Here is a 26,464-nt window from a genome sequence, read left to right as displayed (position 1 = left end):
TGCACCGCATAACAACAAGAAAGGTATACCGATGAATTCCACTCTGCGTCTCGCCGCCGCTATTTCCCTCGCCTCGCTCATGCCCCTCAGCGCCTTCGCCGCCGAATCCAAAGGCAGCGTCGAGGTGGTGCACTGGTGGACCTCCGGCGGCGAGAAAGCTGCTGTCGACGTCCTCAAGGCCCAGGTCGAGAAAGACGGCTTCACCTGGAAGGACGGCGCTGTGGCCGGTGGCGGTGGTTCCACCGCGATGACCGTGCTCAAGAGTCGCGCCGTCGCCGGCAACCCGCCAGGCGTCGCCCAGATCAAGGGCCCCGATATCCAGGACTGGGCCGCCACCGGCCTGCTCGACAGCGATGTGCTCAAGGACGTCGCCAAGCAGGAGAAGTGGGACAGCCTGCTCGACAAGAAAGTCGCCGACACCGTCAAGTACGAAGGTGACTACGTCGCCGTGCCGGTGAACATCCACCGCATCAACTGGCTGTGGATCAACCCCGAGGTGTTCAAGAAGGCCGGTATCGACAAGGCGCCGACCACCCTCGACGAATTCTATGCCGCAGCCGACAAGCTCAAGGCCGCAGGCTTCATTCCCCTGGCCCACGGTGGCCAGCCATGGCAGGACAGCACCGTGTTCGAGAACGTGGTGCTCGCGGTGATGGGCGTGGAGGGCTACAAGAAGGCCCTGGTCGACCTCGACGAAAAAGCCCTGACCGGCCCGGAGATGGTCAAGGCGCTGACCGAGCTCAAGAAGGTCGCCACCTACATGGACCCTGACGGCAAGGGCCAGGACTGGAACCTCGAGGCCGCGAAGGTCATCAACGGCAAGGCCGGCATGCAGATCATGGGCGACTGGGCCAAGAGCGAGTGGACCCTGGCCAAGAAGACCGCGGGCAAGGACTACCAGTGCGTACCCTTCCCTGGCACCGAAAAGGGCTTCCTGTACAACATCGACTCGCTGGCGGTGTTCAAGCAGAAGAACGAAGGCACCACCGCAGGTCAGCAGGACATCGCCAAGCGTGTACTGGGTGAAGACTTCCAGAAGACCTTCAGCATCAACAAGGGCTCGATCCCGGTGCGCAACGACATGCTGGCCGACATGAGCAAGTATGGCTTCGACAGTTGCGCCCAGACCGCTGCCAAGGACTTCCTGGCAGACGCCAAGTCGGGTGGCCTGCAACCGAGCATGGCGCACAACATGGCGACCACGCTCGCCGTGCAGGGGGCGTTCTTCGATGTGGTGACCAACTACATCAACGATCCGAAGGCCGATCCGGCCGATGCGGCGAAGAAGCTCAACGCAGCGGTCAAGGCTGCCCAATGACCGATCGCCGAGATCGGTGAGATCTCTGTGGGAGCGGGCTCGCCCGCGAACACCGGCATAGCCGGTGGCAGGCACTGCGGTGTCTGCTTCGCGGGCAAGCCCGCTCCCACAGGGTGATGTGCTGTTACTTCATCCGGGTATCCCACTCATGACTACGACCACCGCCCAACTGCGGGCCTCACCCCTGGACGCGCTCCAGCGCTGGCTACCGAAACTGGTACTGGCGCCGAGCATGTTCATCGTGCTGGTGGGCTTCTACGGCTACATCCTCTGGACCTTCGTCCTGTCGTTCACCACCTCGACCTTCCTGCCCACCTACAAATGGGCGGGCCTGGCCCAGTACGCGCGGCTGTTCGACAACGACCGCTGGTGGGTAGCGAGCAAGAACCTGCTGGTCTTCGGCGGGATGTTCATCGGCATCACCCTGGTGATCGGCGTGCTGCTGGCGGTGTTCCTCGACCAGCGCATCCGCCGCGAAGGGGTAATCCGCACCATCTACCTGTACCCCATGGCACTGTCGATGATCGTGACCGGTACCGCCTGGAAGTGGCTGCTCAACCCCGGCATGGGCCTGGACAAGCTGCTGCGCGACTGGGGCTGGGAGGGTTTTCGCCTCGACTGGCTGATCGATCCGGACCGGGTCGTCTACTGCCTGGTGATCGCCGCGGTATGGCAGGCCTCGGGCTTCATCATGGCGATGTTCCTTGCCGGGCTGCGCGGTGTCGACCAGTCGATCATCCGTGCTGCGCAAATCGACGGCGCGAGCATGCCGCGCATCTACTGGACCGTGGTGCTGCCAAGCCTGCGCCCGGTGTTCTTCAGCTCGCTGATGATCCTCTCGCACATCGCCATCAAGAGCTTCGACCTGGTGGCCGCGATGACCGCCGGTGGCCCTGGCTATTCCTCGGACCTGCCAGCGATGTTCATGTATTCGTTCACCTTCAGCCGCGGGCAGATGGGCATGGGTTCTGCCAGCGCGATCCTGATGCTCGGTGCGATCCTCGCGATCCTCGTGCCTTACCTGTATTCCGAGCTGAGGACCAAACGCAATGACCACTAACCTCGACAAACCGGCCCTCAGCCTGGGCCGCATCGCCATCCACGCGGTGCTGCTGCTGGCGGTGCTGCTCTACCTGGTGCCGCTGGTAGTGATGCTGCTGACCAGCTTCAAGACCCCGGAAGACATCAGCACCGGCAACCTGTTGAGCTGGCCCGAGCTGTTCACCACGATTGGCTGGGTCAAGGCCTGGGCCACGGTCAGCGGCTACTTCTGGAACTCGATCCTGATCACCGTGCCGGCGGTGCTGATCTCCACGGCCATCGGCGCGCTGAACGGCTACGTGCTGTCGATGTGGCGCTTCCGTGGCTCGCAACTGTTCTTCGGTCTGCTGCTGTTCGGCTGCTTCCTGCCATTCCAGACCGTGCTGCTGCCGGCCTCGTTCACCCTTGGCAAGCTGGGACTTGCCAGCACCACCTCGGGGCTGGTGCTGGTGCACGTGGTCTATGGCCTGGCCTTCACCACGCTGTTCTTCCGCAACTACTACGTGAGCATTCCCGAGGCACTGGTCAAGGCTGCACGCCTGGATGGTGCCGGGTTCTTCACCATCTTCCGCCGCATCATCCTGCCGATGTCGACGCCGATCATCATGGTCTGCCTGATCTGGCAGTTCACCCAGATCTGGAACGACTTCCTGTTCGGCGTGGTGTTCTCCAGCGGCGATTCGCAACCGATCACCGTGGCCCTGAACAACCTGGTCAACACCAGCACCGGTGCCAAGGAATACAACGTCGACATGGCCGCGGCAATGATCGCCGCACTGCCAACCCTGCTGGTCTATGTGGTCGCAGGCAAGTATTTCGTGCGTGGGCTGACCGCCGGCGCAGTCAAGGGGTAAGTCATGGCAACGCTCGAACTTCGCAATGTAAACAAGACCTACGGCACCGGCTTGCCGGACACCCTCAAGGATATCCAGCTGGCCATCAAGGATGGCGAGTTCCTGATCCTGGTCGGCCCTTCCGGCTGCGGCAAGTCCACCTTGATGAACTGCATCGCTGGCCTCGAGAACATCACAGGGGGTGCGATCCTGATCGATGACCAGGACGTCTCCGGCATGAGCCCGAAGGATCGTGACATCGCCATGGTGTTCCAGTCCTACGCGCTGTACCCGACCATGAGCGTGCGCGAGAACATCGAGTTCGGCCTGAAGATCCGCAAGATGCCGCAGTCGGCGATCGACGAAGAGGTCGCGCGGGTGGCCAAGCTGCTGCAGATCGAGCACCTGCTCAATCGCAAGCCTGGCCAGCTCTCCGGTGGCCAGCAACAGCGCGTGGCCATGGGCCGGGCGCTGGCGCGCAGGCCGAAGATCTACCTGTTCGACGAGCCGTTGTCGAACCTCGACGCCAAGCTGCGGGTCGAGATGCGCACCGAAATGAAACTGATGCACCAGCGTCTGAAAACCACCACGGTGTACGTGACCCACGACCAGATCGAGGCCATGACCCTGGGTGACAAGGTTGCGGTGATGAAGGACGGCATCATCCAGCAGTTCGGTACGCCCCAGCAGATCTACAACGATCCGGCGAACCTGTTCGTCGCCAGCTTCATCGGTTCGCCACCGATGAACTTCATCCCGGTGCGCATCAGCAAGCAGGACGGGCGCCTGTTCGCCCTGCTCGACAGCGGCCAGGCCCGCTGCGAACTGCCCCTGGGCGCTGCCAGCGAAGCGCTGGACGGCCGCGAAGTGATCCTCGGCGTGCGCCCTGAACAGATCGCACTTGGTAGCGCCGAAGGCAACGGCTTGCCGGCGGTGCGTGCAGAAGTGCAGGTCCTGGAACCTACCGGGCCGGACCTGCTGGTGTTCGTCACCCTCAACCAGACCAAGGTCTGCTGCCGGTTGGCGCCGGACGTCGCCTGCAATGTCGGCGACAGCCTCAACCTGCAGTTCGATCCGGCGCGGGTCCTGCTGTTCGACGCGAGCAGCGGCGAACGCCTCGACCTGCCGGCAGCGGACGCTCCAGCCAAGGACAACGTGACACGTATCAAGGGACGTTGAAGCAAGCAAACCATCGATAACAAGAAAAGAGGAAACAAGGGATGGACCATCGCAAGCGTATCAAGGCACTAGGCTCGCTGACCCTGCTCGCCCTCGTTGGCAGCAATGGCGCGCATGCTGCCGAGGCTTTCTCCAGCGAGTCGAAATGGATGACTGGCGACTGGGGTGGGGCTCGCACCGAGCTGTTGGAAAAAGGCTATGACTTCACCGTCGACTATGTCGGTGAAGTGGCCGGTAACCTGCACGGTGGCTACAACAACGACAAGACCGCGCGCTACAGCGACCAGTTCGCCCTCGGCGCGCACCTGGACCTGCAGAAGATCCTCGGCTGGCACGATGCGGAGTTCAAGCTGGCGATCACCGAGCGTAGCGGTCGCAACCTGTCCAACGACCGCATCAGCGATCCGCGCGCCGGGCAGTTCAGCTCGGTACAGGAAGTCTGGGGCCGCGGCCAGACCTGGCGCCTGACGCAGATGTGGGTCAAGCAGAAGTACTTCGACGGCGCGCTGGACGTGAAGGTCGGCCGCTTCGGGGAAGGCGAGGACTTCAACAGCTTCCCTTGCGACTTCCAGAACCTGGCGTTCTGCGGTTCGCAGGTGGGTAACTGGGTGGGTGGCATCTGGTACAACTGGCCGGTCAGCCAGTGGGCACTGCGGGTGAAGTACAACATCACGCCGGAGTTCTTCGTCCAAGTCGGTGCCTACGAGCAGAACCCGTCCAACCTCGAGACCGGCAACGGCTTCAAGCTCAGTGGCAGCGGGACCAAGGGCGCGATCCTGCCGGTGGAGATGGTCTGGTCGCCGAAGGTCAACGGCCTGCCGGGCGAATACCGCCTGGGCTATTACTACAGCACCGCCAAGGCCGACGACGTCTACGACGACATCAACGGCAACCCGCAGGCGTTGACTGGCCAAGCCTTCAAGTCGCACTCGAGCAAACATGGCTGGTGGGTCGTGGCCCAGCAGCAGGTCACCGCGCACAACGGCGATGCCAACCGCGGCCTGAGCCTGTTCGCCAACTTCACCGTGCACGACAAGGCGACCAACGTGGTCGACAACTACCAGCAGGTAGGGATGGTCTACAAGGGCGCCTTCGATGCACGGCCCAAGGATGATATCGGCTTCGGCATCGCCCGCATTCACGTCAATGACGACGTGAAGAAGCGCGCTGAGCTGCTCAACGCCCAGAGCGGTATCAATGACTACGACAACCCTGGCTTCGTACCGCTGCAGCGCACCGAGTACAACGCCGAGCTGTACTACGGCTTCCACGTCACCAACTGGCTGACCGTGCGGCCGAACCTGCAGTACATCAAGAGCCCGGGCGGTGTGGACGATGTCGACAACGCGTTGGTCGCAGGCTTGAAGATTCAGTCGTCATTCTGAGAAAAATTGTTGTAAATTTACGCCATTCATCCCCACCCCCCGAGTTCCACTGTTCTGCAGTGGATCTCGGGCTTGGGTAAAGACAGCGCTATCTCAAACAACAAGAGCTTTCTGAACATGTCTGAACATCCGCTCCATCGCTTTTTCACTTCGCAGCGGCCCCGGCCGGTTTTCGAGTGGGAGCGTTACCAGCAGCGCGATGTCCTGATCATCGATCACCCGCGCTGCCAGGCGGTGTTCAGCCGCCAGGGCGCACAGTTGCTGCACTTTCAGCCGAGCGGCGAGAAACCCTGGTTGTGGTGCGCCGAGCAATGGCCACAGGTCGGTGCGATCCGTGGTGGCGTGCCGGTGTGCTGGCCCTGGTATGGCCGTCATCCCAGCGAGGACCTGTGGCCGGCCCACGGCTGGGGGCGTTTGCTGGACTGGAAGCTGCTCGACAGCCGCGAGGACGAGGAGGGCGTCACGCTCAAGTGGCGCCTGGACCTGTGCGACTGGCAAGTCGACTTGCACGCTCGGCTGGGCTCGAGCATGGAACTGCGCCTGTGCACCGAGCACCAGGACAGCGAACCCTGCCAGCTGAGCCACGCATTGCTCGCGTTCTGGCGCATCAGCGACGTGTCGCAGATTGCCTTGTCAGGCCTTGAGGATATCGACGGCTACGACCGCCTCAACCGCCAGGCCTGCCGGGAAGACGGCGTGCTCACGCTCAACGGGGGGTGCCAGAAGGTCTACCCCGGGACACCGAAAGTGCAGTTGCATGACTCGGCCTGGGGGCGTGACCTGTGCATCGACACCAGCGACAGCGACGACACGGTGGTCTGGCACCCGGGTAATCGCCCATTGATGGGAGTGAGCGGGCGCGAGAGCCAGGGCTTCGTCTGCGTCGAGGCTGCCAGTGGCAGCGGCGAGGGCCTGAGCCTGGCGCCTGGGCAGCGCGCGCAGTTGCGGCTGCAGGCGCATCGGCTCGGCTGAGTCAGCTGTCTTCGGCAGGGTAGCGGCTGGCGTTGAGGCTTTCCTTGATCTTGCGCAGGTGTGGCTGGAAATCCGAGCCGCGGCGCAGGGTCATGCCGGTCGCCAGCACATCGAGGACCGTCAACTGGATGATGCGCGAGGTCATCGGCATGTAGATGTCGGTGTCCTCCGGCAACGGCAGGTGCAGGCTCATGCTGCAGGCCTTGGCCAGTGGCGAGCCGGCGGCCGTGATACCCAGCACCGAGGCGCCGTTTTCCCTGGCCTGCTTCGCCACTTCGACCAGTTCGCGGGTGCGCCCGGTGTAGGAAATGATCACGAACAGGTCACCGGTGTGCGCGACCGACGCCAGCATGCGCTGCATCAGCACGTCAGGATGCGCCGACACCGCCAGGTTGAAGCGGAAGAACTTGTGCTGGGCGTCCATGGCCACCGGGGCCGAGGCGCCCAGGCCGAAGAAGTGGATCTGCCGGGCCTGGATCATCATGTCCACGGCGCGGCTGACCTGCTGCGGGTCGATCTGCTGGCAGGCGCTGTCGAGCGAAGCGATGGCGCTGGCGAAGATCTTCTGGGTATAGGCCGCCGGATCGTCGTCGGCTTCCACTGCGCGGCTCACGTAGGCGGCGCCACTGGCCAGGCTCTGCGCCAGTTGCAGCTTGAGTTCGGGGTAGCCGCTGACGCCGAACGAGCGGCAGAAGCGGTTGACGGTCGGTTCGCTGACCTTGGCCGCCTGGGCCAGGGCGGCAATGCTGAAACGGGTGGCTTGTTGCGGGTTGAGGAGGATGACTTCGGCGACTTTGCGTTCGGCCTTGTTCAACTCGTCGAGGCGGCCCTGGATCTGTTCCAGGAGGTTTCGCACACGGTCCATGGGATGTCCTTGGGTCGGAAAGACGGCCGGCTGAGGGAACAGTCGGCTTTTTGCACGGTTGTCTATCGTACTGATGGTGGGATTGTCGTACCACTTGTCTGTAATCGCCGTACGAGATGTTGTTATTTTTACTACATCGCGCTTGAAAATTGTCATCGAAAACGGTATTTCTAGGCCAACTTTAATAAAAGAACCAACATCATGGTTGCTATCAGTGTAGAACCTTGCACATTCGCCCTCTTTGGCGCCCTTGGCGACCTGGCGTTGCGCAAGCTGTTTCCTGCCCTCTACGAACTGGACCGCGCCGGCCTGCTGCATTCGGATACCCGGCTGCTGGCCCTGGCCCGCGAAGCCGGTACTCCCGAGCAGCACCTGGCGAACATCGAAGCCCAGCTGCGCCGCTTCGTGCCGGCGGCCGATATCGAACCCCAGGCCCTGCAACGGTTTCTCGACCGCCTGAACTACCTGCACCTGGACTTCGTCCAGCCCGAAGGCTACCAGGCCCTGGCCGAGCAGGCCGGTGAAGGGCAGCCACTGATCGCCTATTTCGCCACTGCGGCGGCGGTCTACGGAGCCATCTGCGAAAACCTCGACAAGGCCGGCCTGGCATCGCGCACTCGCGTCGTGCTGGAAAAACCCATCGGGCACGACCTGGAGTCGTCGCGTCGGGTCAATGACGCCGTGGCGCGCTTCTTCCCCGAAAGCCGGGTCTATCGCATCGACCACTACCTGGGCAAGGAAACGGTACAGAACCTCATCGCCTTGCGCTTTGCCAACAGCCTGTTCGAAACCCAGTGGAACCAGAACTCCATCTCCCACGTGGAGATCACCGTTGCCGAGAAAGTCGGTATCGAAGGCCGCTGGGGCTACTTCGACAAGGCCGGCCAACTGCGCGACATGATCCAGAACCACTTGCTTCAACTGCTGTGCCTGATCGCCATGGACCCGCCCAGCGATCTGTCGGCCGACAGCATCCGCGACGAGAAGGTCAAGGTGCTCAAGGCGCTGGCACCGATCACCGGCGAGGGGCTGAGCACCCGTGTCGTGCGCGGCCAGTACATCGCCGGCTACAGCGACGGCACGCCAGTGCCGGGCTACCTGGAAGAAGAGAACGCCAACGCCCAGAGCGACACCGAAACCTTCGTCGCCCTGCGCGCCGACATTCGCAACTGGCGTTGGTCGGGCGTGCCGTTCTATCTGCGTACCGGCAAGCGCATGCCGCAGAAGCTGTCGCAGATCGTCATCCACTTCAAGGAGACGCCGCACTACATCTTCGCGCCGGAGCAGCGTTTGCAGATTGGCAACAAGCTGATCATCCGTCTGCAACCCGACGAAGGTATCTCGCTGCGGGTGATGACCAAGGAGCAGGGGCTGGACAAGGGCATGCAACTGCGCAGCGGCCCGCTGCAACTGAATTTTTCCGACACCTGGCGCAGCGCGCGGATTCCGGATGCCTACGAGCGTTTGCTGCTCGAAGTGATGCGTGGCAACCAGAACCTGTTCGTGCGCAAGGACGAGATCGAGTACGCCTGGACCTGGTGCGACCAGTTGATCGCCGGCTGGAAGAACGCCGGTGACGCGCCCAAGCCGTATGCGGCCGGGTCCTGGGGCCCGATGAGCTCGATTGCACTGATCACACGCGATGGGAGAGCCTGGTATGGCGATATCTGAACTGCAACTGCCGGCGACCGTGAAGGTTCACACGCTGACAGACGCCAAGCGCCTGGCCGCGACGCTGGCCAGTGACGTGGCCGAGCGCCTGCGCGCCGCCATCGCCAGCAAGGGCCAGGCCTGCGTAGTGCTCTCTGGCGGGCGTAGCCCCGTACCGTTTCTCGAGCAACTTGCCCTGGAAAAACTCGACTGGTCGAAGGTGACCGTGTCGCTGGCCGACGAGCGCTGGGTGCCGGTCGAGCACGCCGACAGCAATGCCGGGCTGCTGGCCCGGCACCTGCTCAAGGGTGAGGCGGCCAAGGCGCGGTTCATGGGCCTGTACCAGCGCGCCGACAACCTCGACGCCGCGGCCCAACAGGTCGACCAGGTGCTTGCCGACCTGCCGCCGATCGACGTGCTGGTGCTCGGCATGGGCGACGATGGCCATACCGCATCGCTGTTCCCGGACAGCCCGAACCTGGCCGAGGGCCTCGATCCGGACAGCAAGCGCCGCTGCCTGCCATTGCTGGCACCGAGCGTGCCACACCAGCGCTTGTCGATGACCCGTGCGCTGCTGTCGAGCGCTGCTTTCGTCGCACTGTCCGTGCAGGGGCCAGGCAAACTCGCTACCCTGCGCGCCGCTCTGGCTGGCGACGACCTCAAGCAAATGCCCATTCGCGCCTTTCTTCACGACCCCCTGGACATCTACTGGTGCCCATGAGCCAAGGATCCACTGTCATGACCACGCTTGAACGCCCACAACCTTTGCTCTCGATGGCCGAGAAAGCCGCCCGGATCGATGAGATCTGCGGCAAGGCGCGCATCCTGCCGGTGATCACCATCGCCCGCGAGGAAGACATTCTGCCGCTGGCCGACGCCCTGGCAGCCGGTGGTATCCGTACCCTGGAGGTGACCCTGCGTTCGCAGCACGGCCTCAAGGCCATCCAGGTGCTGCGTGAGCAGCGTCCAGAGCTGTGCATCGGTGCCGGTACCGTGCTCGATCCTGCGATGTTCGCGGCCGTGGAAGCGGCGGGTGCGCAATTCGTGGTGACTCCGGGAATTACCCGCGAGGTGCTCGAAGCCGGTGTGCAGAGTGATATTCCGCTGCTGCCGGGAATCAGCACGCCGTCGGAAATCATGGCGGGCTACGCACTTGGCTATCGTCGCTTCAAGCTGTTCCCCGCCGAGATCGTTGGCGGCGTGGCAGCGATCAAGGCCTACGGCGGCCCGTTCGGCGATATCCGCTTCTGCCCCACCGGCGGTGTGAATCCGGCCAACGCGCGCAACTACATGGCGTTGCCGAATGTAATGTGCGTGGGCGGGACCTGGATGCTGGACAGCAGCTGGATCAAGAACGGTGACTGGGCGCGGATCGAAGCCTGCAGCGCCGAGGCGATGGCACTGCTGGACTGATACGAATTTCGTTGTGTGCTGTACGGCTTGTGGGGCGCTTGGTCGGCGCCCCTTTTTTTATGTGCAGGTTTTGCCTCCATCATGGCCCACCATGAAATGAAAAAGCCCGCATCGACCGATGCGGGCTCCGTGTGCTGCGCGTGCGGTTACGCCGCCTTGGCGGCCTGCTGGCTCAGCGAGCGGTTCAACGCACTGAACAGTGCCTTGAAGCTTGCGGTGGTGATGTTCTCATCGATACCCACGCCATGCACCGGACGACCGCCGGCCACACGCAGTTCGATGTAGGCTGCGGCCTTGGCATTGGTACCTGCACCGATGGCGTGCTCGTTGTAGTCCATGATCTCGACCGCGATCGGCAGGCCAGCTACCAGGGCTTCGAGGGCACCGTTGCCCTTGCCGCGCCAGTGCAGGGTGGTCTCGCCTTCGCCGGCGACTTCCACTTCCACGGCACTGCTGCCGTTCTCTTCCTGCAGACGATGGCTGACCAGGGCGTAAGGGGCGTTGGCCTGCAGATACTCTTTGTGCAACAGGCTGTAGATCTGCTGGGCAGTCATTTCCAGGCCGAGACGGTCGGTCTCGCCCTGAACCACCTGGCTGAACTCGATCTGCATGCGGCGCGGCAGGCTGATGCCGTATTCCTGTTCGAGCAGGTAGGTGATACCGCCCTTGCCGGACTGGCTGTTGACGCGGATGACCGCCTCGTAGCTGCGGCCGATGTCGGCCGGGTCGATCGGCAGGTACGGAACTTCCCACAGCTCGCCGTCCTGCTGCTTGGCGAAGCCTTTGCGGATGGCGTCCTGGTGCGAGCCCGAGAAAGCGGTATGCACCAGGTCACCAACGTACGGATGGCGTGGGTGCACCGGCAGCTGGTTGCACTCTTCGACGACCTTGCGCACGCCGTCGATGTCGGAGAAGTCCAGTTGCGGGTCGATACCCTGGGTGTAGAGGTTCAGCGCGAGCGTGACCAGGTCGACGTTGCCGGTACGCTCACCGTTGCCGAACAGGCAGCCTTCGGCGCGGTCGGCACCCGCCATCAGGCCCAGCTCGGTGGCGGCGATGCCGGTGCCACGGTCGTTGTGGGTGTGCAGGCTGATGATCACGCTGTCGCGGCGGTTGACGTTGCGGCAGAACCATTCGATCTGGTCGGCGTAGACATTTGGCGTGGCGACTTCCACGGTGGCCGGCAGGTTGAGGATGATCTTGTGCTCAGGGGTCGGGTTCCACACCTCGATCACCGCGTCACACACTTCCTTGGCGAACTCAAGCTCGGTGGCGCTGAAGGTTTCTGGCGAGTACTGGAAGGTCCAGTGCGTTTCGGGCTGCTGGGCGGCGTACTTGACGAACAGCTTGGCGGCGTTCACCGCGATGTCCTTCACGCCTTGCTTGTCCTGGTTGAAGACGATGCGGCGGAACGCCGGGCAGGTGGCGTTGTACAGGTGCACGATGGCTTTCTTCGCGCCGCGCAGGGACTCGAAGGTCCGGGCGATCAGGTCTTCACGGGCCTGGGTCAGTACCTGGATGGTGGTGTCGTCGGGGATGTGGCCATCTTCGATCAGGGTACGCACGAAGTCGAAGTCAGTCTGCGAGGCAGACGGGAACGACGCCTCGATCTCTTTCACGCCAACCTGCACCAGGGTTTTCCAGAAACGCAGCTTCTTCTCGGCGTCCATCGGCTCGATCAGCGACTGGTTCCCGTCACGCAGGTCGGAGCTGCACCAGATTGGCGCCTGGGTGATGGCCTTCGATGGCCAGGTACGGTCTGGCAGATCGATGGTCGGGAAGGCGCGGTATTTCTTCGACGGATCTTTGAGCATGGTCATTTGGAGCAATCCTTTAATGTGCGGCCTGATCGGGCCTGCCAAGCAATAACGAGATGAAGAGGCGAGGCGACGCGGTTCACCCAGGTAGTCGTGCACTGACCAGGCAAAGGCTGCGGTGTTGGCGGAGCAGAATGAGGGTGATCGAGGTTTTCATGCCCTCAACCCTAACCAGTGGGAGTGGGAGATGGCAAGTGTTCAAGAAAAATTGAGAGGAATGCTTAAAAAAAGCATTTGGGTGAGATTTTATGGCTGCAGCTTGGTTTTTATTGATTTTTTATTGTGCAGAGGTTTGCTGCCGCGCAAGGTGGTGCGTCTGCGGCGCGGCCATCGCGGGACAAGCCCGCTCCCACAGGAAATCCCCGGTGTGAGCGGGCTTGTCACCGATCTCAGGGCTGGAACGCCCCGATGAAGATCGCCGGGTCCACCCGTGCATCGTTCAGGCTGACGTTCCAGTGCATGTGCGGCCCGGTGGCCCGGCCCGTGGAGCCAACCTTGCCGACCACGTCGCCGCGGCGCAGCACCTGTTCCGGTCGCACATCGACCTTGGACATGTGGCAGAACATGCTGATGAAACCCTGGCCATGGTCGACGAACACCGTGCGGCCATTGAAGAAGTAGTCGCCAACCAGGATCACCTTGCCGTTGGCCGGTGTCTTGATCGGGGTGCCGGCGGGTACGGCGAAGTCCAGCCCGGCGTGGGGGTTGCGCTCTTCGCCATTGAAGAAGCGGCGCACGCCGAACTTGCTCGACAGTGGGCCGTTGACCGGCTTGTCGAGGATCAGGTTGCTCGGCACGCCCGGGCTGAAGCTGCGGTAGGCCTTGACCTGTTCGGCCAGTTCACGGTCGATGCGCTTGAGGTCATCCGGCTCGGGATTGACCTGGCGCTTGTTCTTCAGGGTGATGTGCTGCTCGGGGTATTTCTTGCTGCCCACGTTGAAGGACAGGGTGCGTGCGCCTTGGCTGAGGGTGGCTGTGCCGGGTTTCTGCGTCAGCGGGATACCGACGATGGCCAGCCAGGTGTCCTGTTCCTTGACCACCAGCACCGGCTTGCCGTCGAAGCGCGCGCTCGGTGCGCTGGTGGCGGGGCCGAGGTCGACCACCGCCACGCCGCCGGGGACTGGCTTGTTGAGGGTGCGGGTGATGTAGCTGGCCTGGGCCGTGGCGGCCAGCAGCAGGGCGCAGAGTGCGAGCAGGGGGGCAAGCAGGCGGGGCATGTGTCAGTCCAGTAGGGAGAGGGTGACCGGAGTCTGGTGGTTGTCTTCGACCCGGACCTGCAGTTCGCCTTCGTTCAGGCGTGCGGTCAGGCGCTGGCCGTTGCGGGTCTGGGCGGCGCTGCGGATGGCCTGGCCGCGCTCGTCGAGCAGGATGCTGTAGCCGCGAGCCAGGGTGGCCAGCGGGCTGACCACTTGCAGCGTCTGCAATTGCGCCTGGAAGCGCTGGCGACGGTCCTTGAGCGTTTCGCGCATGGCTCGCGGCAGGCGCTCGGCGAGGCTGTCCAGGCGCTGTCCGAGCAGCTTGAGGGTGCGCCCGGGATGCTGCGCGGCCAGGCGCATGTCGAGGCGGCTCAGGCGTTGCTGGCGCTGGTTCATGTCGAGCATGAAGGCGCGGCGCAAGCGCATGTCCAGGTCATCCAGGCGTTGGGCCTGCTGGCGCAGGCGTTCACCGGGGTGACGCAGGCGACGGGCCAGGCCTTCCAGGCGCAGGCGATCGTGGCTCAGGCGGTGCTGCATGCGCAGCAGCAGGCGGCGTTGCAGGCTGTCGAGACGCTGTTGCAGGCCGCTGTTGTCAGGCGCGAGCAGTTCGGCGGCCGCCGAAGGCGTCGGTGCGCGCACGTCGGCCACGAAGTCGCTGATCGACACGTCGGTCTCATGGCCCACCGCACTGACGACGGGTGTCACGCAGGCGGCGATGGCACGTGCGACGGCTTCTTCGTTGAAGCACCAGAGGTCTTCCAGCGAGCCGCCGCCACGGGCCAGGATCAGTGCATCGAAGCCGAGGCTGTCGGCCCGCTGCAAGGCCCGCACGATCTGGCCAATGGCTTCGCGCCCCTGCACTGCCGTGGGGATCAGGTTGAGTTCGACTTGCGGTGCACGGCGGCGGAATACACTGATGATGTCGCGGATCACCGCGCCGGTGGGCGAGGTGACGATGCCGATGCGTCGCGGGTGAGCCGGCAGCGGCTGCTTGCGTTCGGCACTGAACAGCCCTTCGTTGCCGAGCTTTTCCTTCAAGGCTTCGAAAGCCAGGCGCAAGGCGCCGTCACCGGCGGGCTCGACGGTATCGACGATCAACTGGTAATCACCGCGCCCCTCGAACAGCGAGACCTTGCCGCGCACCTTGACCGCCAGGCCGTCACGCAGGGCCTGGCGGACCCTGACAGCGTTCTGCCGGAACAATGCGCAGCGGATCTGGGCGCCGCTGTCCTTGAGGGTGAAGTACAGGTGGCCGGAGGCCGGGCGGGCGAGGTTGGATATCTCGCCTTCCACCCAGACACTGCGGAACACGTCTTCGAGCAGCACACGGGCGCGGCCGTTGAGCTGGCTGACGGTGAGGACCTCGCGGTCCAGGCCGAGTCGTTCGAAAGGGTCTCTGATCATGCCGGGCATGATAAGGGGCAGGGTGGGGGGGTTATCAAGGTCAAATCCTGTAAGCTCCAGTGTATTTCCCGCCCACCCCCAAAGGACTACCTCAGGACTCGGCACGATGCTCGAACTTCTCCCCGCCACCCCATTGGAATGGCTCCCCATCCTGCTGGCCATCGCCGCCGCCTACATCGTCTTCGGCATCGCCGGCTTCGGTACCGCCTTGGTGGCCGGCCCGGTACTGATCCACTTCATGCCGTTGTCGCGGATCATCCCCCTGCTGGTGCTGCTGGACTTCGTCGCCGCCTTCGGCAACCTGCTGCCCTCGCGCCGCGATGTGGTTCGCGGCGAACTGCTGCGTTTGCTGCCGTGCATGGCAGTGGGTTGTACCTTGGGCGTGGTGTTCCTGCTGCACCTGAAATCCGACCTGCTGTTGTTGCTGATGGGCCTGTTCGTTACCGCCTATGCCATCTACAGCCTGGCGGTGAAGGTGCGGCCGGCGAAGCTGTCCGGGCTGTGGGCGGTGCCGATGGGCACGATTGGCGGGCTGTTCGGGGCACTGTTCGGCAGCGGTGGCTTCCTCTATGCGATCTACTTGAGCGCCCGGCTGGAGGTGAAGGAGCAGGTACGCGCTACCCAGAGCGCGCTGATCAGTTGCAGCACCCTGGTGCGCCTGTCGCTGTTCCTGATCGCCGGGGTCTATGCCGACGCCAGCCTGTTGATGCTGGCAGCCTGCCTGCTGCCGGTGATGTTCGCAGGGCTCTGGGTCGGCAGGCGCCTGAGCCTGAAACTGTCCCGCGAAGCCTTCGTGCGGCTGGTCACCTGGCTGGTGCTGGCCAGCGGGGTGGCGCTGATCGGTCGCTACCTGAGCGGCTGAGCAGGGCGTAGAATTACGCGATTACCGCAGTTTTCAGGCCCGTCCCGTTCATGAACACCCAGAGCATCATCGTCCCCAAGCAGTCCACCGTTCCGGTTCACGAGGCCCGTGCCAGGGCGATCCTGCGCTGGCTGGTGCGCGAGAAGATCGTCGAGGAGCAACTGAGCACCTGCGGGCGCACCGGCAATCGCATGGGGCATGCCCTGGCCCAAGGCGCGCGCAAGGTGGCGCTGCATCCCGAGAAACTGCCCTTCGGCGAGCCGGTCAACGGCCTGGAGGTGATGCTCAAGCGCTGCATCTATACCCCCACCGACGGTTTTCGCGAGGAAGCGGGGTGCCCTGAGTGTCGGCGTGAGGTCGGCGAGCCGCTGTTCGAAAGCCTGGAAGAGTGGATGCCCGGCGTCAGTGACAACTTCACCTGCCCCCTGTGCGGCTTCGAGGACGACATCAACGGCTTTCTTTATCTGCAACCCTGTGCCTTTTCCAACCTGGGGTTCATCTTCAACAACTGGGGCGAGGCCGGGTTTACCCAGGCGTTCCTCGACAGTTTCGCCGACTGGCTGGATCAGCCGGTCGCCGTGGTGCAGGTGAAGGTGGCCTGAGCGGCAGGAACTGGACCGAAGGCCCCTTTTTTGCATTGAGCGGCGCGCCATGGATGAGTATAATGGCGCGCTTCCATTTTTCCCGCCCGGGAGCCCCCGCGATGCTGCGTATCAGCCAAGAAGCCCTGACCTTCGACGATATCCTCCTTGTACCTGGTTACTCCGAGGTACTGCCTAATGAAGTCAGTCTCAAGACCCGTTTGACCCGTGGCATCGAGCTGAACATTCCACTGGTCTCCGCCGCCATGGATACCGTGACCGAAGCGCGCCTGGCCATCGCCATGGCTCAGGAAGGCGGCATCGGCATCATCCACAAGAACATGACCATCGAACAGCAGGCCGGCGAAGTACGCAAGGTCAAGAAGTTCGAGGCTGGCGTGGTCAAGGATCCGATCACCATCGATGCCGACGCCACCGTGCGCGACCTGTTCGACCTGACCCGCCTGAACAACATCTCGGGTGTTCCGGTGCTGGAAAACGGTGACCTGGTCGGTATCGTCACCTCCCGCGACGTGCGTTTCGAGACGCGTCTGGAAGCCAAAGTGCGCGACGTGATGACTCCCAAGGAGCGTCTGGTCACCGTCCGTGAAGGCGCCGACAAGAACGAAGTCCGCGAGCTGCTGCACAAGCACCGCCTGGAAAAAGTCCTGATCGTCGACGACAAGTTCGCCCTCAAGGGCATGATGACCGTCAAGGACATCGAAAAAGCCAAGGCCTACCCACTGGCCAGCAAGGACGACCAGGGTCGCCTGCGCGTCGGCGCTGCAGTCGGCACCGGCAAGGACACCGGCGAGCGCGTAGCCGCCCTGGTTGCCGCTGGTGTTGACGTGGTGGTGGTCGACACCGCCCACGGCCACTCCAAAGGCGTGATCGACCGCGTTCGCTGGGTCAAGGAGAACTACCCGCAGGTGCAGGTGATCGGCGGCAACATCGCTACCGGTGCCGCCGCCAAGGCCCTGGCCGAGGCCGGCGCCGATGCTGTCAAGGTCGGCATCGGCCCAGGCTCGATCTGCACCACCCGTATCGTCGCCGGTGTCGGCGTGCCGCAGATCAGCGCCATCGCCAACGTCGCCGCAGCATTGGAAGGCACGGGTGTGCCACTGATCGCCGACGGCGGTATCCGTTTCTCCGGTGACCTGTCCAAGGCCATCGTTGCCGGCGCTTCGTGCGTGATGATGGGCTCGATGTTCGCCGGTACCGAAGAAGCCCCGGGTGAAGTCGAGCTGTTCCAGGGCCGTTCGTACAAGGCTTACCGCGGCATGGGTTCGCTGGGTGCCATGGCACAGGCGCAGGGTTCTTCGGACCGCTACTTCCAGGACTCCTCGGCCGGTGCCGAGAAGCTGGTTCCGGAAGGTATCGAAGGCCGCGTCCCTTACAAGGGTGCCCTGGCCGCGATCATCCACCAGCTGATGGGCGGGCTGCGTTCCTCCATGGGCTACACCGGCAGCGCGACCATCGAAGAGATGCGCACCAAGCCGGAGTTCGTGCGCATCACCGGTGCCGGCATGGCCGAGTCCCACGTGCACGACGTGCAGATCACCAAGGAAGCCCCTAACTACCGCGTAGGCTGAGGCTTCAGCAACAACCGAGAGCGGGGCTGTCACGAACAGCCCCGCGTCGTTTCCGATTTCCACTGACGAGATTGAGTCATGGCCCTCGACATTCACGCTCACCGAATCCTGATCCTCGATTTCGGTTCCCAGTACACCCAGCTGATCGCCCGCCGCGTGCGCGAGATCGGTGTCTACTGCGAACTGCACCCGTTCGATATGGACGATGAAGCGATCCGCGCCTTCAACCCGCGCGGCATCATCCTGGCCGGTGGCCCCGAGTCGGTCCACGAAGCCAACAGCCCGCGTGCGCCGCAGGCCGTGTTCGACCTTAACGTACCGCTGCTGGGCATCTGCTACGGCATGCAGACCATGGCCGAGCAACTGGGCGGCAAGGTCGAAGGTTCCGAGCTGCGCGAGTTCGGCTACGCCCGCGTCGACGTGGTCGGCAAGAGCCGCCTGCTCGACGGCATCGAAGATCATATCGACGCTGACGGCGTGCTGGGCCTGGACGTGTGGATGAGCCACGGCGACAAGGTCACCCAGATGCCGGGCGACTTCCACGTGCTGGCCAGCACCCCGAGCTGCCCGATCGCCGGCATGTTCGACGATGCCCGCGGCTACTACGGCGTGCAGTTCCACCCGGAAGTGACCCACACCAAGCAGGGCGGTCGCATCCTCTCGCGCTTCATCCAGGACATCTGCGGCTGCGAAGCCCTGTGGACCCCATCGAACATCGTCGAAGACGCCATCGCCCAGGTGCGTGAGCAAGTCGGTTCGGCCAACGTCCTGCTGGGCCTGTCTGGCGGCGTCGACAGCTCGGTGGTTGCCGCGCTGCTGCACCGCGCCATCGGCGATCAGCTGACCTGCGTATTCGTCGACAACGGCCTGCTGCGTCTGCACGAAGGCGACCAGGTGATGGCCATGTTCAAGGAGAACATGGGCGTCAAGGTGATCCGTGCCGATGCCGAAGCACAGTTCCTCGGCAACCTGGAAGGCGAAGCCGATCCGGAGAAGAAGCGCAAGATCATCGGCCGCACCTTCATCGACGTATTCGATGCCGAAGCCAGCAAGCTCGAGAACATCCAGTTCCTCGCCCAAGGCACCATCTACCCGGACGTGATCGAGTCGGCTGGCGCCAAGAGCGGCAAGGCCCACGTGATCAAGTCGCACCACAACGTCGGTGGCCTGCCGGAGGAAATGAACCTCAAGCTGGTCGAGCCGCTGCGTGAACTGTTCAAGGACGAAGTGCGCAAGATCGGCCTGGAACTGGGCCTGCCGTACGACATGGTCTACCGCCACCCATTCCCGGGCCCAGGCCTGGGCGTGCGCATCCTCGGTGAAGTGAAGAAAGAGTACGCCGACCTCCTGCGTCGCGCCGACCACATCTTCATCGAAGAACTGCGCAAGGCCGACTGGTACCACAAGACCAGCCAGGCGTTCGTGGTGTTCCAGCCGGTCAAATCGGTCGGCGTGGTCGGCGATGGCCGTCGCTACGCCTGGGTCGTCGCGCTGCGCGCCGTCGAGACGGTGGACTTCATGACCGCACGCTGGGCGCACCTGCCGTACGAGCTGCTGGAGACTGTGAGCGGTCGTATCATCAACGAGATCGAAGGCATCTCGCGGGTGACCTACGACGTGTCGAGCAAGCCGCCGGCGACGATCGAGTGGGAATGATCCCGCGCGAATACAACCCGCGTTAAATGCACAGAAGCCCGCGTAATAGCGGGCTTCTGTACTTAAGGCCTCTGACCGTAACGGCCTCGCATCAGATCCAGACGTAGCGCAGCCCTCTGTTGGTCAGGGCGGTACGCAGTTCCTGCAGGTCGCGCAGACGACGGCCGCTGATCCAGGGCCAGTTCGGCTTGTCGATGTAGAAACGGGATCCTTCCTCCAGGATCGGCGTGTATTGCAATTGTCCGCTGTTGCTGCGATGGATCAGTTGCAACACGTTGTCCTGGCTATCGATGGTAAAGCTGCCGATGTTGCGCAATGTCTGCTCGAAGTTCCTGCCCGCAGGCTCGGGTTGGCGAACAGGTACCTGCAGGCGCAGGTCGCTTTTTACCCGCCGAACCGAAAGATCATCCTGCACCACGGTGAGCCCTGGGTCATTGCCGATCCCACCTGGCTGGTCGAGGGCAATGTCTTCCACACGCATGCCCGTCACGCCCTCGAGTTCGCTCATCCCCGGCACCTGCTCGAAAGTATTGGCGTGCGAATTGCCGACCAATGCGACCCATTTGCTGGCTGCGCGCCCTTGATCCGCGGCGATGACCTCGTGGGCATAGAAGTTCATCATCTGCTGGCGGATCACCGGTGAAGGTGCTTGAGCCCATGCTTGCCGGTAGCTCGCCATGCAATCGATGGACTGCAGGCGAATGCCATTTCTCTGGGCTTCGAGCAGCAGGTTCTCGAAGGTATATCGCTCAAACCCGTGCAGGCGAAAACCCAGGTCCAGGCTGCGCACATAGGTTTTCAACGTCGCGGGCATCTCGCCGCTGCGGTTGAACAGGTCGAGGTCGGTCTGCTGGAAGTCGGTCATGAAGTGTTCCAGGTAAAGCACCTTCACCTTTTCCCGCTTCAGCAGCGCCATGTTGTCGATCAGGAATTTCTTGCTGCCGACCTGTGAGTGGGCTTCGCCGATGACCATGCCTTGGCTGTTCTCGAAAACACCACGGATGATTTGCTTGGGCGTCGCCTCGCGTGCCAGTTCGGGCAGTTTGGGACGCGGTGGGGTCTGCACCGAGGCGAGGTATCCCTTTGCATCGGCGGCCAGGCGATCCCTGGTTTCCCGAAATACACCGTTCGCCCTTTCGATTTCCGGGTCAGGGTTGAACATCGTACCGTTCAGGACGCGCTCGTCACCGGGGCTGTTCGCCGAGCTCTCGAGCCTGGGACGCATGTCGGCTGGTATGTCGTAGGCGGAGGTTGGAAGGGGTTCGGGCATCGATGGGGATGTCACCCTTCCCCAGAGCTTGAGAAGTTTGCGCGGCATCATCCCGCCCTTCAGGCCCGGTCGCTCCAATGGCTGCCATAGCCCCTGGTCATCCATGGCGATGGGGATGTTGCGGTAGAAGGAGTAGGGGTTTTGCGGATCGATCACGACCCAGCCGCGCATCTCGTTCACATAGCGGACCTGATACGGCTCGTCGTCGATCAGTACATAGAAATTGCCATGTTGAAGATAGATGCCGGGTTGACCACCGCTGCCTTCAGGGGCGCTCAGTATGATGTTGGTTTCATAGGGCTCGAGCATCACCCGCTTCTCGGCTGGCCTGAAGGATTCCGGCACCCAGGCCTGGACATCCTCGACCGTTGCAGTTTCGAGTTCTTCAACCGGTTCTGTTTCAGCAGACGGCTCCGGCTGTACTGCCGGCTCCGTTCCGCTTGCTGCCTCGGCCTCACCCGCCAACTCGCTCACAGACTCGATTTTGCCGGCGGCACTGTGCAGCATGGTGGCGTTGAAGAGTGTATCGATGGCCGCAAATATTGCCCCTTTGACCCCAGCCTGACGTTCCCCTGTGGTATGGCCGTTGACCGCTTGATCGATGTTCAGCCCCATGTCGGCGATACCCGCCCCCACTGCGGCCAGCGCGATCGGCCAGTCAATCGCCGCTATGGGCCCGAACACCTTGGCGAATGCCGCCAGGTAGCCGATCCACATCTGCTTGCGCAGGTCGCCATTGGAGCGCAGGGCAAAGTGCGCGTCGTCGTTCATGCGTTGCCGTGCACTGTCACGCAGATGGCTGAACGCATCACCGGCGATGGTGCGATCGACCTGGTTGAGGCAGTGATGATCATCCCCACCCCAGTTGTAGAACAGCAGGTCGATCATGTGGTTGAGACCGACCGAATCACCGGACTGGTCATTGGCCGATAGCGGGAAGTGGCTCATGAAACGCGTGCGGTTGTCGGCGTGATTGGTGTTGTTCAGTACCCACCAGTACAAGTCCTTGCGGGTGGCAAACAGGTGCAGCGCCTCCTCGTCACCTGGGGTATAGAGCAGTTGCTGGCCATCTTCCATTTCGATGCGCAGCCAGTCGCTCGCGATGTAGCCTGCGATATCGAACGTACAGACGCGATAGCCGCTTTCTGCAACGTTGGATTGGCGTAACTGGGTGAGTGTCGGGGTCTGCAGGCTCAGCCCGGTGATGGCCTTGGCCACGCGTCGGGCACGGACCGCCAGTTCGCTGGTGGGGTCGGCCGCACAGGTTTCGATCACCTTGCTCAGGAAGTTGACCTTCGCCAGTAGACGGTAGTCATCTGCATGGTCGCGCCAGAAAGTCGCCAATCTTTCCTGGAACAGGGTGCTGAAGTCGATGTCCCAGAAATCCTCCAGTACATCCTGTGGCTGCAGCGCGATCTCGTTGTGCTCGTCATAGACCGCCTGTCCCGGACCGTCGCAGTAGAAGCCGCTCAGGTAGCCGAGCAGGTCACTGTTGTCCTGGTCATGGACATCGAAACGGTGCATCACCAATTGCGGCAGGGTGAACGACTGGTATGGCGCATCGTGGTGCTCCCAGCCGCTGAAGGTTCTCGGGCTGCTCTGGGCGGCCTCGAAGCGGTTGAGGTGCACGTGATCGGGGTCCAGATCGGGGTGGCCGTGTTTGCGCAGGATTGATGCCGCAGTATCGCGGGCCATCTGGCGCATGTCGGGGCAGGCTGCGACCAGGGACTCGGCGAGATCGCGCAGTTCCTGCTCGGCGTGGGGCATCAACAGTTGCAAACCCATGGGTGTCGACTCGTGGCTGAATGGGGTTGCAAGCGTGGCCGAGCGCAGGTGGTGCCCCGCGGTATCTATTTCAGCTTGTGCGCTGATGGGCCACAGGAGGCCAAGGCCTACCGCCGCGCTATATCCGAAAGGTAGAACTTGAAGAGGTGTCGGCGGCATTGGGTGGGGCAGGAAATCTCCAGTCGCAGCAGCGCGTCGCATTGACCCGCGTGCGCGTGCAGTTGCTGGATCCGGCGCGGCTGGACGAGGGCGCGCTGAAGGCGACCGGGGTCCCCGGGGTCATGGTGCTGGTGGGTGGGGTCGTGCACCTGCTGGTGGGGGTTATGTAGCCTGTTCCGGCCCTATCGCGGGACCAGTCGCAGCGGCGAACCGCCGCTCCCACAGGCGCAAGATCATGGTGCCTCTGAGCTGCCCCCAAAGGTTGGATTGGTGTCCAACTTCTTGGGGGCAGTCCATTCTGTGGGAGCGGGCTGGTCCCGCGATGAGGCCGGCACAGGCGTGCCCAGCTCCGTCATTCTTTTGTAATGACCGGGTCATGCCCCGGTTTCCCCTGGCTTCGTACAGTGAGCTCACTCCCGTACGCATCCAGAGGAAACCGCCATGAAACTCCGCTCGCTCGTCCTTGCCCTGTCACTCACCGGTGCGGCCTTCGCCGCCACTTCCACCTGGGCCGCCGATAGCGCGCCGCAGGAAGTGAAGAACATCGTGCTGGTTCACGGCCTGTTCGCCGATGCGTCCAGCTGGGCCAAGGTGATTCCGTTGCTGCAAGCCAAAGGCCTGCACGTGACCGCAGTCCAGAACCCGACCACCTCGCTCGACGACGACGTCGCAGCTGTCAACCGGGCGCTGGCCCAGCAGGACGGCCCGGTGATCCTGGTCGGTCACTCCTACGGCGGCATGGTCATCAGCCAGGCCGGTGATTCGGAAAAGGTCAAAGGTCTGGTCTACATCGCCGCCCGTGCTCCGGAAGCGGGCGAAGACTACCCGGCGCTGACCAAGCGCTTCCCGGCAGCGCCGGCGGGGGCTGGCCTGCAGTGGTCCGCCGACGGTTACGGCATGCTCAGCGAAAATGCCTTCGTCAACGATTTCGCCGGCGACCTGCCCAAGGCCGAGGCCGAAACCTACTACGCCGTCCAGCAGCCCATCGGTGTTGGCATCAAGACCGCCAAGACCACCGTCGCGGCATGGAAAGACAAGCCCACCTGGTACGCCGTCTCGACCCAGGACCGTACCATCAACACCGAGCAGCAGCGTTTCATGGCCAAGCGCATGAACGCCCACACCGTCGAGCTCGATGCCAGCCACGTCTCGCTGATTTCCCAGCCGCAAGCGGTGGCCAAGCTGATCCTGCAAGCCGCGCATGTTCCAGGCAACTGAGCCAGCCCGGCCTGGCACCACGCTATACTGCGTCGGTGCCGGCAGGCGGGTTGGAGACGCGGGTCAGTGAAAATCCTCATCATCGAAGACGAAGCCAAGACCGCCGACTATCTGGCCGGTGGCCTGGGCGAGGCCGGCTACAGTGTCGATCATGCCGACAATGGTATCGATGGCCTGCACATGGCCCGCGAGACACCCTACGACCTGATCCTGCTCGACGTGATGCTGCCTGGGCTCGATGGCTGGGCCGTGATGCAAAAACTGCGCGCACAGACCCGTACCCCCGTGTTGTTCCTCAGCGCCCGTGGCACGCTCGAAGATCGGCTGCGTGGCCTTGAGCTGGGCGCCGACGAATACCTGGTCAAGCCATTCTCCTTCGCCGAACTGCTGGCGCGCATCCGCATCATCCTGCGCCGCGGCCATGCGCAGCCGGATGAAGAGATCCTCAGCCTGGGTGACCTGCGCCTGGACCTGGGCAAGCACCGCTGCGAACGCGCAGGTATGCGCATCGACCTGACCAGCAAGGAGTTCAAGTTGCTGGCGTGTTTTCTCCAGCATCCCGAGCAGGTGCTGTCGCGCACCTTCCTCGCATCACGAGTGTGGGACATGAATTTCGACAGCGACACCAACGTGGTGGATGTCGCGGTGCGGCGCCTGCGGCAGAAAGTCGACGAACCCTTCGCGGTGCGCCTGATCCATACCGTGCACGGCGTCGGCTATCGCTGCGAGCTCGAGGCATGAGGCGCCTGTCGCTGACCGTGCGCCTGGCGGTGTTGCTGGCAACCTTTTCGTTCGTCGCCCTGGCTCTGCTGGGCGGCGCGCTGTATGTCGCACTCGGGCAGCAACTGGCGCTGCGTGACGACGGCGCGCTGCTGACCCGCGTCGAGCAGATCCGTACCCTGCTGCGTGACATGGACGCCCGCGCGTTGGTGCGTGACAAGCCGCAGCTGTTCGCCAACATGCTGGGCAATACCGAATCCTTGCTGGTCATCCGGCCGGTCGCCGGGGCGCCGCTGCTGGAGGTCAATCCAGGGCGCCGCGAGGTGCCGCAGGTCACGCCTCTGCCTGCGGGGGAAGCACTGGGGCTGGATGCGGTGCAGCGCAGCACCACCGCCGATGGCACGCCCTTCATCTATACCGCAGTACTCAGCGAGCCACCGGGTGGCGGTGCGGCACTGGAAATTCTGTCGGGGCGCTTGCTGACCGAGCGCACCCGCATCCTGCGCGAGTATCGCGACAACATCATCCTGTTCTCGTCGGTGATGGCCGTGCTGGCGGCAGCCCTGGCCTATCTGCTTGCCCGCCGCGGCATGTCGCCACTGCGCCGGTTGGCGCGCCAGACGGCAACCATTGGCGTCGGCACCTTGTCGCAGCGGCTGCAGCGCGACGATGCACCCGCCGAGCTGGATGCCCTGATCGAGCAGTTCAATGCCATGCTGGCGCGGCTCGAACGCGGTTTCGAACAACTCAAGCAGGTCAGTGCCGACATGGCCCATGACTTGCGCACACCCATCAACAATCTGCTTGGCCAGACTGAGGTCGGCCTCGGTCAGGTGCGTGAGCCGCATTACTACCAGCGCCTGCTGGGCTCGCACTTCGAGGAGTTGCAACGGCTGTCGCGGATGATCGACAACATGCTGTTCCTGGCCCGCGCCGAGCATGCCGATCACCCTATCGATCGCACCGGCCTGGAGTTGGCCCAGGAGTTGGGGCGTTTGTGCGATTACTTCGAAGACCTCGCCTGCGAGCGCGACGTACGGCTGGCGTGGCATGGCGAAGGCTCGGTGTGGGCCGACGCCGCGTTGCTGCGCCGGGCGCTGGCCAACCTGTTGGCCAATGCGGTGCGCTTTGCCGAACCGGGCAGTGTCATCGAAGTGACCGCCGGTGAGCAGGGCGATGAGGTGTTGATCCGGGTGCGCAACCGTGGGCAGGCAATCGCCCCTGAGCACCTGGAAAGCGTGTTCGAACGTTTCTACAGGGTCGATGCCTCGCGCCAGCATTCGTCACAGTCCAGCGGGCTGGGTCTGTCGATCGTGCGCTCGATCATGCAATTGCACCAGGGACGCTGCTGGGCCGACAGCAGCGAGGGGGCGACCTGTTTCACCCTCGCGTTCCCGCGCGTCAGCCACGATAGGCCACCCAGCCCTTGAAGGTCCCGCTGAAGCCGGCCTCGTGCAGCAGCGCGACAACAGTTCACTTAATCTTTCTCAATTGCAGGTGTATCGTATTCGCCCTTCATTGCCAGCGGTGCTGGCAGCTTGATTGCGC

At 63.3% G+C, this 26,464-nt stretch carries 21 protein-coding genes and 1 pseudogene; 17 read left to right on the top strand and 5 right to left on the bottom strand.

Annotated features, from left to right (window positions below; genetic code table 11):
- Positions 1–31: 31 nt before the first annotated feature.
- From F6X62_RS02880 to F6X62_RS02855, 6 genes are all read left to right on the top strand, one after another.
- Positions 32–1,318: an ABC transporter substrate-binding protein gene (locus tag F6X62_RS02880; protein WP_063543231.1), complete on the top strand. Its 1,287-nt coding sequence runs from the start codon at positions 32–34 to the stop codon at positions 1,316–1,318.
- Between the two features lie 148 nt (positions 1,319–1,466).
- Entirely contained in the window at positions 1,467–2,378 is a 912-nt protein-coding gene (locus tag F6X62_RS02875; protein WP_054895154.1) for a carbohydrate ABC transporter permease, read from the top strand.
- Positions 2,368–3,213 (top strand): carbohydrate ABC transporter permease, encoded by an 846-nt coding sequence (locus F6X62_RS02870; RefSeq protein WP_063543233.1) that lies wholly within the window; start codon positions 2,368–2,370, stop codon positions 3,211–3,213. Before F6X62_RS02875 ends, F6X62_RS02870 begins: the two co-directional genes overlap by 11 nt.
- 3 nt (positions 3,214–3,216) lie before the next feature.
- Complete coding sequence (locus tag F6X62_RS02865) at positions 3,217–4,371, top strand: ABC transporter ATP-binding protein (RefSeq protein WP_063543235.1); 1,155 nt, start codon at positions 3,217–3,219, stop codon at positions 4,369–4,371.
- A 41-nt stretch (positions 4,372–4,412) separates the two neighbouring features.
- Positions 4,413–5,756, top strand: a complete 1,344-nt coding sequence (locus F6X62_RS02860; RefSeq protein WP_153772643.1) for a carbohydrate porin — start codon at positions 4,413–4,415, stop codon at positions 5,754–5,756.
- Positions 5,757–5,873: 117 nt separating this feature from the next.
- Entirely contained in the window at positions 5,874–6,728 is an 855-nt protein-coding gene (locus F6X62_RS02855; RefSeq protein WP_153772642.1) for a D-hexose-6-phosphate mutarotase, read from the top strand.
- 1 nt (position 6,729) lies between these two features.
- On the opposite strand, the gene hexR is transcribed toward F6X62_RS02855, so the two are convergent.
- Positions 6,730–7,584: a DNA-binding transcriptional regulator HexR gene (gene hexR, locus F6X62_RS02850; protein WP_200604055.1), complete on the bottom strand. Its 855-nt coding sequence runs from the start codon at positions 7,582–7,584 to the stop codon at positions 6,730–6,732.
- A 210-nt stretch (positions 7,585–7,794) separates the two neighbouring features.
- On the opposite strand from hexR, the gene zwf reads away from it, so the two are divergent.
- The 3 genes from zwf to F6X62_RS02835 are packed head-to-tail and all read left to right on the top strand — an operon-like array spanning position 7,795 to position 10,656.
- Positions 7,795–9,264, top strand: a complete 1,470-nt coding sequence (zwf, locus tag F6X62_RS02845; RefSeq protein WP_054895160.1) for a glucose-6-phosphate dehydrogenase — start codon at positions 7,795–7,797, stop codon at positions 9,262–9,264.
- On the top strand, positions 9,251–9,964 hold the full coding sequence (gene pgl, locus F6X62_RS02840; RefSeq protein ID WP_153772641.1) for a 6-phosphogluconolactonase: 714 nt from the start codon (positions 9,251–9,253) through the stop codon (positions 9,962–9,964). The genes zwf and pgl overlap by 14 nt, the downstream gene beginning before the upstream one ends.
- A 17-nt stretch (positions 9,965–9,981) precedes the next feature.
- Positions 9,982–10,656 (top strand): bifunctional 4-hydroxy-2-oxoglutarate aldolase/2-dehydro-3-deoxy-phosphogluconate aldolase, encoded by a 675-nt coding sequence (locus F6X62_RS02835; protein WP_054895162.1) that lies wholly within the window; start codon positions 9,982–9,984, stop codon positions 10,654–10,656.
- A gap of 146 nt (positions 10,657–10,802) precedes the next feature.
- On the opposite strand, the gene leuA is transcribed toward F6X62_RS02835, so the two are convergent.
- From leuA to xseA, 3 genes are all read right to left on the bottom strand, one after another.
- Positions 10,803–12,476, bottom strand: coding sequence for a 2-isopropylmalate synthase (gene leuA, locus F6X62_RS02830; RefSeq protein ID WP_125930649.1), 1,674 nt, complete (start codon positions 12,474–12,476; stop codon positions 10,803–10,805).
- 386 nt (positions 12,477–12,862) lie between these two features.
- Positions 12,863–13,690 carry a M23 family metallopeptidase gene (locus F6X62_RS02825; protein WP_153772640.1) on the bottom strand — a complete coding sequence of 276 codons (828 nt, stop codon included), beginning with the start codon at positions 13,688–13,690 and terminating at the stop codon, positions 12,863–12,865.
- A 3-nt stretch (positions 13,691–13,693) separates the two neighbouring features.
- Positions 13,694–15,073 carry an exodeoxyribonuclease VII large subunit gene (gene xseA, locus F6X62_RS02820; RefSeq protein ID WP_153772639.1) on the bottom strand — a complete coding sequence of 460 codons (1,380 nt, stop codon included), beginning with the start codon at positions 15,071–15,073 and terminating at the stop codon, positions 13,694–13,696.
- Between the two features lie 106 nt (positions 15,074–15,179).
- Here xseA and F6X62_RS02815 point away from each other — a divergent pair, with 106 nt between their 5' ends.
- The 4 genes from F6X62_RS02815 (at position 15,180) to guaA (ending at position 19,764) form a co-directional block, all read left to right on the top strand.
- Positions 15,180–15,935: a sulfite exporter TauE/SafE family protein gene (locus tag F6X62_RS02815; protein WP_054895165.1), complete on the top strand. Its 756-nt coding sequence runs from the start codon at positions 15,180–15,182 to the stop codon at positions 15,933–15,935.
- Positions 15,936–15,985: 50 nt separating this feature from the next.
- Positions 15,986–16,537: a hypothetical protein gene (locus F6X62_RS02810; RefSeq protein WP_054895166.1), complete on the top strand. Its 552-nt coding sequence runs from the start codon at positions 15,986–15,988 to the stop codon at positions 16,535–16,537.
- Positions 16,538–16,638: 101 nt separating this feature from the next.
- Positions 16,639–18,108, top strand: coding sequence for an IMP dehydrogenase (gene guaB / locus F6X62_RS02805; protein ID WP_054895167.1), 1,470 nt, complete (start codon positions 16,639–16,641; stop codon positions 18,106–18,108).
- A gap of 78 nt (positions 18,109–18,186) precedes the next feature.
- On the top strand, positions 18,187–19,764 hold the full coding sequence (gene guaA / locus F6X62_RS02800; RefSeq protein ID WP_063543246.1) for a glutamine-hydrolyzing GMP synthase: 1,578 nt from the start codon (positions 18,187–18,189) through the stop codon (positions 19,762–19,764).
- 91 nt (positions 19,765–19,855) lie between these two features.
- Here guaA and F6X62_RS02795 read toward each other — a convergent pair whose 3' ends face one another.
- On the bottom strand, positions 19,856–22,819 hold the full coding sequence (locus F6X62_RS02795; RefSeq protein WP_178117515.1) for a membrane-targeted effector domain-containing toxin: 2,964 nt from the start codon (positions 22,817–22,819) through the stop codon (positions 19,856–19,858).
- Between the two features lie 143 nt (positions 22,820–22,962).
- Here F6X62_RS02795 and F6X62_RS02790 point away from each other — a divergent pair.
- From F6X62_RS02790 to F6X62_RS02775, 4 genes and pseudogenes are all read left to right on the top strand, one after another.
- Positions 22,963–23,148 (top strand): annotated as a pseudogene (locus F6X62_RS02790) (PTS glucose transporter subunit IIB); the annotation flags it as partial.
- A 364-nt stretch (positions 23,149–23,512) separates the two neighbouring features.
- A complete protein-coding gene (locus F6X62_RS02785; RefSeq protein WP_253781984.1) occupies positions 23,513–24,196 on the top strand; it encodes an alpha/beta fold hydrolase in 684 nt (227 codons plus the stop codon).
- A gap of 66 nt (positions 24,197–24,262) precedes the next feature.
- Positions 24,263–24,937 carry a heavy metal response regulator transcription factor gene (locus F6X62_RS02780; protein WP_112897546.1) on the top strand — a complete coding sequence of 225 codons (675 nt, stop codon included), beginning with the start codon at positions 24,263–24,265 and terminating at the stop codon, positions 24,935–24,937.
- Positions 24,934–26,346, top strand: a complete 1,413-nt coding sequence (locus F6X62_RS02775; protein ID WP_153772637.1) for a heavy metal sensor histidine kinase — start codon at positions 24,934–24,936, stop codon at positions 26,344–26,346. Before F6X62_RS02780 ends, F6X62_RS02775 begins: the two co-directional genes overlap by 4 nt.
- Positions 26,347–26,464 lie beyond the last annotated feature (118 nt).

Origin of the sequence: Pseudomonas sp. MNR3A (assembly GCF_009650575.1) — a bacterium.
GTDB classification, from domain to species: Bacteria; Pseudomonadota; Gammaproteobacteria; order Pseudomonadales; family Pseudomonadaceae; genus Aquipseudomonas; species Aquipseudomonas machongensis.
This window is presented reverse-complemented; position numbering and strand designations above follow the sequence as displayed.